Raw genomic sequence first — 16,883 nt, forward strand, 5'->3', positions numbered from 1 at the left:
TCAGGTTCGACCTTCGAGGCGGGCGGCCAGCGCCGGACCGATCACGGCCAGCGACGACGGCTCGATCATCTCGTTGTGCCCGCAGTCGACGGGGCACTCGTCGACGGCCCCGGTGACGAGTGGCCGCCACTCCTGCGCCGATCGCACGGTACCCCCGTCCTGCCCGCGCCCGGCCGGGAACACCAGCAGGTCGCCGTCGTACACGCCGGGCACGAAGCGGTGCACCAGCAGCCGCGAGTTCGCGTAGCCGTCGTTGATCCGCTCCAGGTGCGCCGCGGTGATCCCGCCGCTGCCCAGGAAGTCGCCGAGAATGCGCGCCGCGGAGTCGTAGGTCAGGTCCCCGTGCTCCTCGGAAGCGCCGATGTCCAGCCCGAGACCACGCAGCAGGTCGGCCAGCTCGAGCCGTCCGAGCAGCGGGTCGGAGCCGTCGTCCGGGTAGCTGTCCATGAGCGCCAGGGTCGAGACGGACTCACCCTGCCGCTGCAGTTCGACGGCCATCGCGTGGGCGAGGACGCCGCCGAGGGACCACCCGAGCAGGTCGTACGGCCCCTCGGGGGCGATGGCGCGGATCTCGTCGACGTACCGGCGCGCGAGCGCCTCGATCGATCCGTAGGCCGGACCTCCGGTGATCGCGGGCAGCTGCAGGCCGTACACGGGTCGTTCGGCGGGCAGGTACCGGACCAGCCCGGTGTACCCCCAGGACAACCCGATTCCGGGATGAACACAGAACAGTGGGCGGCCGGTTCCGGTGCCGCGCAGCGGGATCACGATCCGGAGCGCGTCCTCCACGGTCGCGGCGGCCGTCTCACCGATTCGGCGCGAGAGTCCTGCCGGCGTCGGATCGAGGAAGAGCATCTGCAACGGGACGTCCCGTCCGAGGCACTCGCGGAGATCGGTCACCACACGGGTCGCCAGTAGCGAGTTGCCACCGTGGTCGAAGAAGCTGTCGTCGGCGCCGATTCTCTCCACTCCGAGCACGGTGGCGAACGCACCTGCGACCGCCTCCTCCACCGGACCGGCTGGCTCCCGGTAGGCGGCCGAGGTGAACTGCGGCATCGGCAGCGCGTCCCGGTCGAGTTTGCCGGTGGCGGTGGTCGGGATCCGGTCGAGCACCGTGACCGTCGCCGGGACCATGTGGCGCGGAAGTCGCTGCGCCACAGCGCGACGGAGCTCGACGGGCTCGACACGGGCGGTCCCGATCGCACCCACGTAGGAACACAGCAGAGTGTCCCCTGCCGGTCCGGTGCGCGCGATCGTCACCGCGAACCCGACGCCCGGCTGCGCGGCGAGAACCGCATCGATCTCGGCGGGTTCGACGCGGAAACCGCGAACCTTCACCTGGAAGTCGCTGCGGCCGATGTACTCGAGCGTGCCGTCGGTCCGTCGGCGGACCAGGTCGCCGGTGCGGTACATCCGCTCCCCCGGCCTGCCGAACGGGTCGGCGACGAACCGGCCGGATGTCAGCGCGGGCCTGCGGTGGTAGCCGCGGGCGAGTGCCCGCCCCGCGACGTACAGCTCGCCGACCACACCGGACGGCACCGGGTGCAGACGCGAGTCGAGGACCATCTCGGACACACCGCGGATCGGTCCACCGAATGTGATCGGCGCACCGGGAACCATCGGTTCGCTGATGTTCGCCATGATCGTGGTCTCGGTGGGACCGTATGCGTTGAGCATGGTGCGGTCCCGAGCCCACTGCTCCACCAGTTCCGGCGGGCACTGTTCACCCGCGACGACCAGCGCGCGGAGCGTGCCGAGCCCCGCGGGCTCCACCGACGCCAGGGTGGTCGGCGTGACGAAACCATGTGTGATGCGCCCGGTTTCGAGGGCCTCGGCCAGCTCGGTGCCACCGTGGACGTCGGGCGGGACGATCACCGTCGTCGCGCCCGCGCTCAGCGCCATCACGATCTCGAACACCGATGCGTCGAAGCTCGGGGACGCGAAGTGCAGGGTGCGGGCGTCCGGGGTGACGCCGAGACGGGTGCGCTCCTCGCGGGCGAGGTTCGCCAGACCACTGTGGGTGAGGACGACGCCCTTCGGGATGCCGGTCGACCCCGACGTGTAGATCAGGTACGCGGGGTGGTCGACTCGGACGGGCCGGGTCCGCTCTGCGTCGGCGATCGGCGCGTCCGGCAGTGCCGCGACGGACCTCACCGTGCCGGGATCGTCGAGCACCACCCAGTCGACGCCGTCCGGCAGCCGATCGCGCGCTCCGGCCACGGTCACCCCGAGCACGGCCCCGGAATCGCCGAGCATGTGCTCGATCCGCTCCGCCGGGTATCCCGGATCGACCGGCAGGAACGCCGCCCCGGTCTTCGCGACCGCCCACACCGCGAGCACGGACTCGGGCGACCGCGACAGCCCCAGTGCGACATAGCGCTCGGGACCGACGCCGCGGCCGATCAGGAGCCGCGCCAACCGGTTGGACCGCCGATCCAGCTCTCCGTACGTCACCTCGATGCCGTCGCCGGCGACCGCGACGGCCTCCGGGTCGTGCGCGGCGTGGGTCAACAACGCGGGCAGGAGCAGCTCCGGGGCGTCGGGGGCGCCCCGGGCCGGAGCGAGGTCGCGCAGTTCGTCGTCGCGCAGGATCGCGATGTCCCCGACCGCGGCGCGGGGATCGGCGAGCGCGGATTCGAGTGTCCGGAGGAACCGTTCGGCGAAACCTCGCACCGTGTCGCCGTCGAACAGATCGGTCGCGTACTCGATGCTCCCGGCGATGCCTGCCGGGGCGCCCGCCGCGTCGAACTGCTCCGCGAGCACGAACTCGAGGTCCTCCTTCACCACACCGGAGGGTGTGGCGAGCCCCTCGACCGTCAGCCCGGGCAGGTCGAGGCGGGTCCTCGTGTCGTTCTGGAACTCCAATGCCACCTGGAAGATCGGAGAGTATGCCGTCGACCGCGGCGGATCGAGCGCCTCCACCACGCGTTCGAACGGCAGGTCGGCGTGCCCGAACGCACCCAGGTCGACCTCGCGCACCGCGGCCACCAGATCGGAGAACGACTGCGCCGCATCGATCCGGGTGCGCAACGCGAGCGTGCCGACGAGCATGCCGACCAGGTCGTCGAGCGCCGGTTCGCCACGGCCCGCGATCGGGGTGCCGATCACGATGTCGTCGGTGTCGCCGAGACGGCTCAGCAACACCGCGAGCGCCGCGTGCACGGTCATGAACACGCTCGTGCCGTGACGCCGCGCGAACTCCTCGAGCCTGCGGTGCAGCTGCGGCTCGATCGCGAAACCCGTTCGGGCGCCGCGGAACGACTGCTGGAGCGGGCGCGGGCGATCCGTCGGCAGACCCAGGAGATCGGGCGCCCCCGCGAGCGTCGACGTCCAGTGGTCGAGCTGCCGGGCGGCCAGCGACCCGGGGTCGTCGGCGTCGCCGAGCATCCGGCGCTGCCACAGCGTGTAGTCGGCGTACTGCACCGCCAACGGCGACCATTCGGGTGCGCGGCCCGCCACCCGCGCCGCATACGCGCGGACCAGGTCCCGGGACAGCGGTCCCATCGAGAATCCGTCGACCGAGATGTGGTGCGCCACCAGGACCAGGACGTGTTCCTCGGCACCGAGCGCGAACAGCGCACCGCGGACCGGCACGCGGGTGGTGACGTCGAACCCGGCGGACACCTCGGTGTGGATCCGCCGGGCCAGCTCCTCCTCGCCTGCGACCGGCACCGGCCGCAGGACCGGCGCGGCCTCGGCCGCCGGGAGTATCCGCTGCACCGGGCCGTCGCGCCCGATCGGGAACACGGTGCGCAACGACTCGTGCCGGTCGACGACGTCGGACAGGGCCGCATCGAGGGCCGGGGCGTCGAGGGCACCGGACAGGCGCACCACGAGCGGGACGTTGTAGGCGGGCGAGGCCGGGTCGAACCGGTTGATGAACCACATCCGCTGCTGCGCCGGCGACAGCGGGATCTCGTCGGGCCGTCCGGTCGCCTCCAGGACGGGCCGTCCGGACGCGCCCGCCGCCCCGTGCTCGATGCGCTCGGCGAGTGCCGCCGCGGTGGGCGCTGCGAAGAGCTCGCGGACACCCAGTTCGATGCCCAGGGTCTCCCGGAGCCGCGCGACCGCACGGGTCGCGGACAGTGAATTGCCGCCGAGTTCGAAGAAGTCGTCCCCGGTCCCGACGCGGTCCGCCCCGAGCACCGTCGCGAACACCGCGGTCACCGCCTCCTCGACCGGGTTGGTCGGCGGCCTGAACTCGGCCGCTGTCCGGCCCGACGCGGGATCGGGCAGCGCGCGGCGGTCGAGCTTCCCGGTCGGGGTGAGCGGGATGTCGTCCAGCACCACGATCGATGTCGGCACCATGAAGTCGGTGACGTGCGCGGACAACCGTGCCCGGAGGTCGTCGACGGCGACGTCCCGGCCGTCGGCGGCGGCGACATAGGAGACCAGGACGGTCTCACCGCCCGGCCCGGGGCGGCCGAGTGTCACTGCGAAGCGCACGTCGGGGTGTGCCGCGAGCACGGCGTCGATCTCGCCGAGTTCGATACGGAACCCCCGGACCTTCACCTGGAAGTCGCTGCGCCCGCGGTACTCGAGCTTCCCCTCCTGGGTCCACACCCCGACGTCGCCGGTGCGGTACATCCGCCCGCCCGCCGCGCCGAACGGGTCGGCGACGAATCGACCGGCGGTCGTCGCGGCCCGGCGGTGGTAGCCGCGGGCCAGACCGGGACCGGCGATGTAGACCTCGCCCTCGACACCCACCGGCACCGGCTGCAGTCGTGCGTCCAGGATCACCTCGGCGACGCCGCGGATCGGCCCGCCCAGCGGAATCGGTGCGACCCCCGGCACACAGTCCTCGGCGTTCACGACGATCGTGGTCTCGGTCGGCCCGTACACGTTGAGGACGCGCCGCCCCGGCATCCAGTCCGTGATCAGATCCGGCGGCCACGCCTCCCCGCCGACCATCACGCATTGCAGGTCGTCGAGCCCGGTCGGGTCGATCGAGGCGAGGGCGGCGGGCGTGATGAAGGCGTGGGTGACGCGCTGCTCCCTCAGCACCGCGGTCAGTTCCGCGCCGCCGTACACGGTGCGGGGCACGATCACCATGGTCGCGCCCGCCGCGAAACACAGCAGGTATTCGAGCAGCGAGACGTCGAAGCTGGGCGACGAGAAGTGCAACGTCCGGGAGTCCCCGGTCACCGCGCACCGATCCCGCTGTTCGTCCGCGTAGTTCGCCAGGCCCCGATGGGTCAGCGTGACCGCCTTCGGCCGGCCCGTGGAGCCGGACGTGTAGATCAGGTATGCCGGGTTGTCGATGCGCAGAGGCGCCGTGCGCTCCGCATCGGTCACCGGCGCCGCCGATCTGGATTCGCAGTCCGCCGCGAACGCGGGGTCGTCGAGCGTCAGCCACGGCAGCGTGTCGGGCAGCCGGTGCCGATGTGCGGCGACCGTGAGCCCGACGCCGGCACCGGAGTCGGCGAGCATGTGCTCGACCCGCTCGGCGGGATAGTCCGGGTCCACCGGGACGAATGCCGCCCCGGTCCGGGCCACCGCCCACATCGCGAGGACCGACTCGATGGACCTGGGAATTCCGAGTGCCACATAGGTTTCCGGTCCCGCACCGCGGGCGGTCAGCGCCCGCGCCAGCCGGTTGGACCGGGCGTCGAGGTCCGCGTAGGTGAGCCTCCGGTCCCCGGACACCAGCGCGACCGCGTCGGGGTTGCGGGCCGCCGCGTCCGCGAGGATCTCCGGAAGGGTACGGGCGGCGCTGCGCGGCGCTCCCCGTACCGGCGCCAGCATCCGGCGTTCGCCGGCCGTCAGCAGGTCCAGCGCGGCCAGGCGCCGACCCGGATCGGCACCGATCGCGCGCAGGACGTGCAGGAGCCGGCGGGCGGCGGCGTCGACCACGGTCCGGCCCACGAGGTCCGGGCGGAACTTCATCGTCAGGCGGAGCCGGTCGGTCGCGGAAGCGACCACGCTCAGCGGGTAGTGGGCGGAGTCGCGGACCTCGATGCCGATCACGTGCATCCCCGCGATGTCGGTGGTCGCGGACAGCTCGCCGGGCACGGGGTAGGACTCGAAGACGGTGAGCGTGTCGAAGCCGGCACCCGGTCCCGATTCACGCTGGATGTCGGTGAGCCCGACGTGGTGATGATCGAGCAGAGACGCCTGCTCCGCCTGCACCCTGTCGAGCAGCGCACCCAGTGTCTCCGCGGCATCGAGCCGGATCCGGACCGGCACCGTGTTGATGAACAATCCGATCATCGATTCGATGCCGGGCACGTGCGGGGGCCGCCCGGACACGGTGGCGCCGAACACGACGTCGTCGCGGCCGGTGAGGAGTCCGAGGACGATCGCCCATCCGACCGAGACGACGGTGGCCGGCGTCACCCCGCGTTCCTGCGCGAGGGCGCGCAGTCGCCCGGTCGCCGCCACGTCCAACTCGTACGGCACGTCCAGGGACGGGGTGGACTGTGCGGTCGTGGCGGAGCCCTCACGGACGAGCAGAGTGGGCTCGTCCTGTCCGCCGAGGGCGTCGGCCCACGCGTGCAGCGCCGCCGAGCGGTCCTGCGCCGCGAGCCATGCGAGATAGCCGTGGTTCGGCCGTACCGGCTGCAGCGCGGACGGGTCGCCGTCGGTGGCGTAGAGGCTGACGAGCTCCGCGAGCAGCAGCGGTGTCGACCACCCGTCGAGCAGGATGTGGTGGTTGGTCAGCACCAGCCGGCACGTTCCGTCGGGCAAGCGCACCAGACGGATTCGCAGCAGCGGCGGTGTCGCCATGGCGAACGGACGGGTGCGGTCCTCGGCGAGGATCTCACCGAACCGCGCCGCCGCCGACTGGTCGGTGGACGCGCGCAGGTCCGTCTCCGTCCACGGCGCGGCCACGCCGTCCTGGACGATCTGCACGGCCTCCCCGTCCGGGGCGCGCGCGAACGCCGTCCGCAGGTTCGCGTGCCGGTCGACCACGGCCTGGACCGCTCGCTGCAGGCGCCGGGAGTCGACGTCGCCGCCGAGGGTGAGGAGCAGCTGCACCAGGTACGCGTCCAGCGAGGTGTCGGCGAGTTCGGCGTGGAAGAACATGCCGCGCTGCATCGGAGTCAGCGGCCACACGTCGGACAGTGACGGGAACCGCTCCTCGAACCGCTCGATCGTGGACTGGTCCAGGTGCACCAGCGCCAGATCCGACGGCGTCCGCCCGCCCGCACCCGGCGCGTTCGCCTGGGCGGCAATCGCCCTTGCAGCGACGATCCACTCCTGCGCCAGCCGTTCCATCTCGTTCGCATCGAGCACGCGGCGCGGGAAGGCCCACGTGACCTTGATCCGGGGGCCGTCCGGGCCGGGCACCGTCATCGCGTTGACGTCGATCGCGAAGGCCACCGGCATGGTCGCCGCCGCGGCGTCGGACAGGCCGGATTCCGTCACCGGGAGCCAGTGTCCGTCGCCGCGCGGATCGGAGCCGCGATCGAGCCGGCCGAGGTAGTTGAAGCTGATCTCCGGCTCGGGCGAACCGTCCAGTTCCGGCCGGGTCTCGTCGCCGAGGTACCGGAGCAGGCCGTACCCGATCCCGTGGTCCGGTGCCGCGCGCAGCTGTTCCTTGACCGCCTTGACCGCCGCACCGGCGGCGGCACCACCACTGCGGGCCTCGTCGATGTCGACGCCCGACAGGTCCAGCCGCACCGGGTGGATCGACGTGAACCACCCCACCGTGCGGGACAGGTCGGCACCGGGCACCACCTGAGGCTCCCGGCCGTGTCCCTCCACTGCCACCGTGACGTCGTCGGTCTCCACACCGCGGCCGCGCCGCCACTGCACGAGCGCGAGGGCCAGCGCGGTGAGCAGTCCGTCGTCGACGGATCCGTGGAACACCCGCGGCACCGTCGTCGTCAGGCTTCGGGTCACGTCGGCAGGCAGCTCCACCTCGACGCGGTCGAGGGTGCCGACGACGTCGACCGACGGATCGAGTTCACCCACAACGCGTACCGCCGACGTTCCGGGGACGGCCGACCGCCACAGTGCCAGCTCGCCGGTGCGGCCCAGCGCCGCCTGCACCAGCCCGGCCGCCCAGGTGCGCATCGACGTGCCGGTCGCAGGCAGGTCCGGCTCCGCGCCGTCCGCGGCCTGCGCAGCGGCGAGCGCGAGGTCGGGGATCAGGATCCGCCACGAGACCCCGTCGATCACGAGATGGTGGGCCACGACGAGCAGCCGGGCCGCGTCGCGCCCGACGAAGTGCACCAGCTGGATCATGGCGCCGGACTCCGGGTCCAGCCGGTCGGCGGCCTCCTCGAGTGCGCCGCGGGCGGTCGCGGCGAAGTCCGCTCCGGCAACCGAGTCGAGCGGGATCCGCCGCACCACCGTGTCGGCGCGCACCGCACCCGTCGGCCGCACCTCGAGCCGCCACCCGGATACCGAACGCGCGTCCGGGCGCAGCCGGGACCGCAGCATGTCGTGCCGGTCCAGGACGGCGCCCACCGCGCGGGTGAGGGTGTCACCGTCGATTCCGCCGGGCACGGCGAGCAGAACCGACTGGGAGTAGCGGCGGAAGTCGCCACCGCGCTCGATCATCCATCGCATGATCGGGGTGAGCGGCAGGTCGCCGACGCCGCCGCCCGGCAGTTCCGGCAGCACGACCACGCGCTCGGAATCGGTGAGGTCGGCGACCGCGGCGAGGCCGGCGACGGTGCGGCTCTCGAACACGTCGCGGGGTGTGAAGGTGACCCCCGCGGCCTTCGCGCGGGACACCAGCTGGATGGACATGATCGAGTCGCCACCGAGCCCGAAGAACGAGTCGTCGACACCGACCGACTCGACGCCGAGCATCTCCGCGAACAGGGTCGCGAGCACGTGCTCGGTGTCGGTGCGGGGTGCTCGCCCGCCGACGGTCTCGGGTCGCGGTTCGGGAAGTGCGGTGCGGTCGACCTTGCCGTGTGCGGTGATCGGGAACTCCGCGAGGACCGTCGTCACGGACGGCACCATGTGTCCGGGCAGCCGACGGCCGACGGCCTCGGTGACCGCAGCCGGATCGAGGTCGGCACCGGATTCGGGGACCACGTAGGCCACCAGGCGTGCGGCGCCGTCGACGGGCCCGGGCCGCGCGAGCACCACGGCGGAGGCGACACCCGGAACCGCGGACAGCGCCGACTCGACCTCCCCCGGCTCGACCCGGAACCCTCGGATCTGGACCTGGGAGTCGCCGCGCCCCAGGAACTCGAGCTCGGCGTGCGAGTTCCAGCGTGCGCGATCGCCGGTGCGGTACATCCGGCCCGACGCCCCGAACGGGTCGGCGACGAAGCGTCCCGCGGTCAGGCCCGGTCGTCCCCGGTAGCCGCGCGCCACCTGTGCGCCGGACACGTACAGTTCGCCCGCCACCCCGATCGGCACCGGCCGCAGGCGGTCGTCGAGCACCCACACCCGCACCCCGGGGAGCCCGCGACCGATCACGGATCCGGCGTGGCGCGGCCCGACGATCGTCTCTTCGTCGATCACCCGCCACGTCACGTGCACGCAGGTCTCGGTGATCCCGAACATGTTCACCAGCGCCGGCACCGAGGCACCGTGCCGCGCGACCCATCCCGCGAGGCGGGTGACGTCCAGTTCCTCGCCGCCGAACACGACCCAGCGCAGTGCGAGGGTTCCGCCCTCGGCATCGGCAGCGGCATCGGCCTGCGCGAACTGGTGGAAGGCCGACGGCGTCTGGCTGAGCATCGTCACAGACTCGGCCACCAGCAGGTGTCTCAGCTCGTCCGGGGATCGTGCGGTGTCGTGGTCGACGACCACCAACCGGCCACCGAAACCCAACGCCCCCCACAGTTCCCACACGGCGAAGTCGAACGCGAACGAGTGGAACATCGTCCACACGTCGGCCCCGCCGAAGCCGAGCACGGCGCGCGCGCCGGTCAACAGCGTCACCGCGTTCCGGTGGGACACCGCGACGCCCTTCGGTCTGCCGGTCGACCCGGACGTGTAGATCACGTACGCGACGGAATCCGCGTGCAGTGGACCGGTCCGGTCGGCATCGGTCACCGGCGCGGCGTCCCGGGCGTCCAGCTGTGCACGCATCTCCGGGCGGTCGAGACGCACCACCGGAGCCCCGGCGCCGCCGACGCTCCCGTCCACGAGATCCGGCGGCACACCGGCGTCGACCAGCACGCAGGCCGGTGCCGCATCGTCGAGCAGGAACCCGATGCGCGCCGCCGGATACGACGGGTCAACCGGCAGGTAGGCCGCACCCGACCGCGCGACCCCGACGAGCGCGGCCACCAGGTCGGCCGACCGTCCCATCATCACGGCGACCACGGACTCCGGTCCGATGCCCCGATCGATCAGCCAGCGCGCCAACCGGTTCGAACGCTCGTCGAGTTCGCGGTACGTCACCCGCGTGCCCCCATCGACCACCGCGATCGCGTCCGGGCCTGCAGTGACCGCCGCGGCGAACAGCTCCGGCAGCGTCCCCTCCGCCGGCACCGCCGGCAGCGTCCCCTCCGCAGGTGCGGCGAGTTCCGGCCCGGACGCAAGTTTCGCCACCACCTCGCGCGCAAACGCGCCCGTGACGTCGATGTCCCCGACACGGACGGACGAATCGGCCGCGACGGCCGTGAGCACCCGACCGAACATGTCCGCCAGGCCCGTCGCAGTGGCCTCGTCGAACACGTCGGCGGCGAACAGCACGTCGCCCGTCAGTCCCGCCGCCGCCCCGGAGTCGTCGAACCGCTCCCCGATTCCGAACTGCAGGTCGTACTTGATCTCTCCTATCTCGACGTCGACCACCCGGGCCGTCAGTCCCGGCAGCCGCACGTCGGGGCGGTCGACGTTGCGGAACTCGAGCATCACCTGGAACAGCGGAGCGTACGACGTCGACCGCGCCGAACTCGCCCGCTCCACGAGCCGCTCGAACGGCACGTCGGCGTGCGCGAACGCGTCCACGTCCGCGTCTCGTGTCCCGGCGAGCACCGCATCGAACGACGCCGCGGGATCGACCGGGGTCCGCAGCACCAGGGTGTTCACGAACATGCCGACCAGGTCGTCCAATTCGGCCTCGCCGCGCCCGGCGACCGGGGTGCCGACCACGACGTCACGGCCGGCCCCCACCCGGGACAGCAGCACGGCGAGCGCGGCGTGCACCACCATGAACACCGTCGAATCGTGCCTGCGGGCGAGGGCGACGAGCGCGCGGTGGACGCCGGAACCCACCGACAGCGGGACCCGTCCGCCGCGCGTCGAGCGCCGGATCTCCCGTGGGCGGTCCAACGGCAACCCGGTCACCGGCGGCGCCCCCGCCAGCCGGCCCTCCCACCAGGCGAGCTCGCCGGCGATGCACGAGTCCGGGTCGCCGGGCGACCCCAGTGTCGAGCGCTGCCACACGGCGAAATCCGCGTACTGGACGGGCAGCGTCCCCCAGCTCGGGGCGCCGCCGCCGACACGTGCCGCATACGCCGTCGCGACGTCACGAGCCAGGGGGCCGATCGAGAAGCCATCCGCCACGATGTGATGGACCGCCAGCACGAGAACGTGCTCGTCCGCCGCGGTGCGAAGCAGACGGACCCGCACCGGAACCTCTTGTGCCACATCGAATCCCTCGTGCACGATCTCGTCGATGCGGGCGGCCACCCGATCCGCGGGGACCGGCTCCGGCGTCAGGTCCCCGACCACACCGGGCGCGGGCACCATCACCTGGACCGGTCCGGCGGCATGCCGGGACGGGCCTGCGGCCGGGCGGGACAGGCCTGCGGCCGGCTGGGACGGGAACACCGTCCGCAACGCTTCCTGGCGTTCCACCACGTCGATCAGCGCGCGGCGCAGAGCCGCGGCGTCGAGGCTCCCCGACAGCCGCAGCACCATCGGCACGTTGTATGCGGCGGACGCCGGATCGAACTGGTTGACGAACCACATGCGTTCCTGCGCCAGCGACAGCGGGATGCGGTCGGGCCGTACGCCCGTGCGCAACTCGTCCGTGGGCCGTGCGACAGCGCGCGCACACCGCGGCGCGAGCGCGGACGCGGTCGGGCACTCGAACAGGTCGCGCACCCCGATCCCGGTGGCGAGCACGCGGTTGATGCGGGCCACGGCCCGCGTCGCGCTGAGGGAGTTTCCGCCCAACACGAAGAAGTCGTCGTCGACTCCGACCCGGTCGACACCGGTCACGTCGGCGAACACGGTGACCAACCCCGCCTCGGTTGCGTTGCCCGGTTCCCGGAATCGCGGTGTCAACGAGGCGAAGTCCGGTTCGGGCAACGCCGCGCGGTCAAGTTTGCCCACCGGGGTGAGCGGCACCTCGTCGAGCGTCACCACGGTCGTCGGCACCATGTGCGCGGGCAGGCTCCTGCCCGCGAAGTCCATGACGTCGGCGACGTCGACACCGTCCGCGGAGTTCGGCACGACATAGGTCACGACCATCGGGTCGCCGGCTTCCCGTGATCGCGCTGCCGTGACGGCGAACCCGACCCCGGGGTGAGCGGCGACCACCGCGTCGATCTCCCCGAGTTCGATGCGCAGTCCCCGCACCTTGACCTGGAAGTCGTTGCGTCCCAGATAGTCGAGTGTTCCGTCCGGCCGCCACCGGACGACGTCACCGGTGCGGTACATCCGGGCGCCGGGCCCGCCACGCGGATCGGGCACGAATCGCGCGGCGGTCAGCGCGGCCCGGCGGTGGTATCCGCGGGCCAATCCCGCGCCCGCGATGTACAACTCGCCGGGCACCCCGGCCGGAACCGGCCGCAGGAAGCGGTCGAGGACGAGCAGGTCGGTGCCGCGCACCGGCTCCCCGATCGGCACCCGCGCTCCAGGCACCAGCGGCGCACTGATCGTCGTCAGGATCGTCGACTCGGTCGGCCCGTATCCGTTGAGCATCGTGCGTCCCGCCGCCCAGTCGGCGACCAGTTCGGGACCGATGGCGTCGCCCGCGACGACAAGCACGTCGAGGGCGTCGAGCCGGTCGGGATCGACGGTGGCCAGGGCGGCAGGTGTGATGCAGGCGTGGGTGATCCGCTCGCGGCGAAGCAGTTCGGCCAGCTCGGCGCCGCCGTACACGCCGGGCGGCGCGATCACCAGGGTCGCGCCCGCGGTCGCGGCCTGCAGCAGTTCGAGCACCGAGACGTCGAAACTCGGCGAGCACACGTGCAGGCACCGCGCCGTCGCCGGGATCGCGTAACGGTCACGCTGCGTTGCGAGCAGGGCCGACAGGCCGCGGTGCGTGACGCTCACGCCTTTCGGCCGGCCGGTCGATCCCGAGGTGTAGATCAGGTACGCGACGTCGTCGACGTGCAGGGCACCCGTCCGCTCCGCGTCGTCGACGCCCTCGGCGGAAAGCGCGACGACGTCCGCCTCGCAGCCGGGATCATCGACCGGCAGCCAGCGGACACCGTCCGGCAGACGGTGGCGATCGGCGGCGGTGGCCAGCCCCAGCGCGGCGCCCGAATCGGTGAGCATGTGCCGGACGCGGTCGAGTGGGTAGGTCGGATCAACGGGCACGAACGCCGCACCGGTCTTCGCGACCGCCCACACCGCCGTCACCGACCGCACCGACCGCGGCAGGGCGATCGCGACCACCGTGCCCGGCCCCACTCCCGCACCGATCATGTACCGCGCCAGCCGATTCGACTCCGCCTCGAGTTCCCGGTACGACAGCTGCACCTCCCCCGCCCGAACTGCCACCCGGTCGGGCTCGACCGCGGCACCGGCGACCAGGATCTCGGGCAGCAGACGTGGCGGGCTCGCTTCGCCGCCACGAATCGGCGTGGCGGTGTGGCGCTCGCGGGCGGACAGCAGGTCGACCCGGGCGACGGGACGCGCCGTCTCGTCGGTGACTGTCGCGAGCGCGATCCGCAACCGGTCGGCGATCGATTCCACCTCGAGGGGGCCGAGACGGTCGGGCCGGTACTTCAGCGTCATTCGCAGGCGGTCGTCCACGCTCGACAGCACGGTCAGCGGGTAGTGGGTGGCGTCGAAGCCCTCGACACCCGTCACCCGCAGTCCGGCGATGTCGGTGCCGCTGTCACGTGCCAGGGCCGAGCGGTCGACGGGATACGACTCGAAGACGGTCAGGGTGTCGAACGTCGCCGCCGAACCCGCCGCCCGCTGGATCTCGGCGAGCCCGATGTGGTGGTGGTCGAGCATCGCCGCCTGCTCGGCCTGCACACGGTCGAGCAGTTCACCGACGGTTTCGCGGGGGTCGAACCGGACCCGCACCGGCACGGTGTTGATGAACAGTCCGATCATCGACTCGATCCCCGGTACCTGCGGCGGGCGACCCGAGACCGTCGCACCGAAAACCACGTCGGTGCGGTCGGTCAGCGTGCCGAGCACCAGCGCCCAGGCGACCTGCACGACGGTGTTGACCGTCACCCCGCGTTCGCGGGCCGCCGCCACCAGCGCCGCGGTCTCGTCGGCCGGCAGTGTCAGCCGCACCTCCCTGTGCTCGGCCGCACTCACCGCGGCGTCGAGCGGAGCCTGCGGAGCGTGCACCGGCTCGGCCTGCGACACGAGCAGCGTCGGCCCGTCGACGCCCGCGAGGGCGCTGTTCCAGGCGCCGAGGGCGGATTCGTGGTCCTGCGCGGTCAGCCACGCGAGGTAGTCGCGGTAGTCGCCCACCGGCGCAGGCGCGCCGTCCGTGCCATACGGCTGCTCGCCTTCCGTGCCGTACAGCGTGAGCAGCTCCGCGAGCAGCAGCGGCGTCGACCAGCCGTCCAGCAGGATGTGGTGGTGGGTGAGCAGGAGCCGATGCTCGTCCGCGCCCGTCCGGATCAGCGTGAAGCGCAGCAGCGGCGCACGGTCCATCGCGAAGGGCGTCGCCCGATCCTCCGCGAGCAGCTCCCGCCACCGCTCCCCGGCCGCGGGCCCGTCGAGCCCGGACAGGTCGATCTCACGCCACGGCACCGAGACTCGGCCTGCGACGACCTGGTACACGTCGCCCTCGTCGTCGTCGACGAAGCACGCCCGCAGGTTCGGGTGGCGATCGAGCAGGGTCCCCGCGGCGCGGCGCATCCGTTCGCGCGACGGCCTGCCGTGCAACCCGACGACGAGCTGGACCGTGTACGCGTCCACCGAATGCTCCGCGAGCTGCGCGTGGAACAGCAGTCCCGCCTGCAGCGGGGTCAGCGGCCACACATCGGTCAGCCCGGGTCGTCGTGCCTCGAGGGCGTCGATCGTCGACTGGCCGAGCGGGACGAGATCGACGTCCGACGGGGTGAGCCCGCCCGCACCGGGCGTGTGGGCGTACACCGCGAGCGCTCCCAGCGCGCGGTGCCACAGGTCGGCGAGCCGGTGCACTGCGTCGGCGTCGAGCACCCCGGCCGGAAATGTCCAGGACGACTGCAGGACCGCGCCTCCCGGCCGCTGCACGAGACCGGCCGAGATGTCGACGACGGCCGTCGCGGGCATCCGTGGGTCGTGGCCGCCGCCGAGCCCATGCCGCGCGCTGGGCCGCCACGCCTGCGGATCGTCGCCGGCCCCCGCGGCCGTCCGGTCGACGCCCGCCATCCTGCCCAGGTAGTTGAAGACGATCTGGGGGTCGCGCCACCCGCGCACCGTGGCGCCCTGTTCTCCGGCGAGTTCGCGGAGCAGGCCGTACCCGATGCCCCGATCCGGGATCGCCCGCAGCGCCTCCTTGACGAGTTTGACCGCCGCACCGGCCGCCGGACCCCCGGCGAATGCCGCGCCGAGGTCGATCGACGACAGATCCGGGTGCAGCGGCGACAGCGTCGTGAACCAGCCGACCGTCCGGGTGAGGTCCGCACCGGGGACCGCTCCCTCTTCCCGCCCGTGCCCCTCGACTCCGAGAAGGACGTCGGACCGGGCGACGCCTCGCTCGCTGCGCCAGCGGACCACTGCCATCGCGAGGGCCGTGAGCAGCCCGTCCAGCACGCCGGCGTGGAGCGACTCCGGCAGCGCCGTGATCACGGCCTCGGTGACCTCTGGTGGCGCCTCGCTGGTGACCACCTCGCTGGTGGCAGCGACGTCCCGCGCCGGATCGAGCGGCCGCGACCCGATCGGCGGATCCGCGACACCGCCCAGGATCCGCTCCCACAGCGGTAGTTCGCCGACTCGCTGTGGGGCGGCCTCGTCCAGCGCGAGGGCCCATCGCCGCATCGACGTGCCCACCGGGGGCAACTCGGGCACCCGCCCCTCCGACGCCTGCGCCCACGCCGAGGCCAGGTCCTGCACCAGAACGCGCCAGGACACTCCGTCGACGACGGCGTGGTGGATGACCAGCAGCAGTCGTCCGGTGCCGGACGGCCCGTCGAACCACACGGCCTGCACCATCGTGCCGGTGGCCGGATCCAGGCGATCGGCCGCGGCCTCGGCCGCCGCGGCCGCGAGGGCGTCGAACTCCTCGTCGTCCACCGAATCCACCGGAATCCGCGCCAGAACGTCCTGGGCGGTGACGCTGCCGGGGCCGGGAACCGTCATCCTCCAGCCACCGGGGCGAGCGGAGCGACGGGGAGGGTCATCGGGGCGAGCGGAGCGACGAGGTGTGTCACCGTCGGTGCCACTGTCCGGTCCGAGCCGGGCCCGGAGCATGTCGTGCGTGTCGAGGACGGCCTGCACCGCGGCCTCGAGCGTGGGCTGGTCGACCCCGTGGGGCAGTACCAGCAGGACCGACTGCGAGAACCGGCCGATCCGGCCCGCGCTGCGGCGGAGCATCCACGCGAGGATCGGGGTGATCGGCACCTCCCCGACGCCACCGCCGGGCAGCTCGTCGAGGGTCGGGTGGCGTGTGGCGGTGTGCGAGTCCGCCACCGCGGCGAGCCCGGCGACGGTCGGGTGGTCGAACACGTCCCTCGGTGTGAGGAGCAGTCCCGCCGACTTCGCTCGCGCCACCAGTTGGATGGACATGATGCTGTCTCCGCCCATCGCGAAGAACGAGTCCTCCACGCCGACCGTGTCGAGTCCGAGAACTTCCGCGAAGAGCAGCACCAGGTTCTCCTCGGCCGCATTCCTCGGGG

Annotated in this window: 1 protein-coding gene (cut by a window edge); it reads right to left on the bottom strand. The window is 72.6% G+C overall.

Features of this window, described 5'->3' with window-relative positions:
* Positions 1 to 16,883 carry the 3' portion of a non-ribosomal peptide synthase/polyketide synthase gene (locus tag ACWDU4_RS09895; RefSeq protein WP_450113717.1) on the bottom strand. It continues 10,222 nt past the right edge of the window, so 16,883 of the gene's 27,105 nt are visible here — the last part of the coding sequence; its start codon lies off the right edge, out of view; it ends in the stop codon at positions 1 to 3.

It is taken from the genome of Rhodococcus sp. NPDC003348, assembly GCF_053589375.1.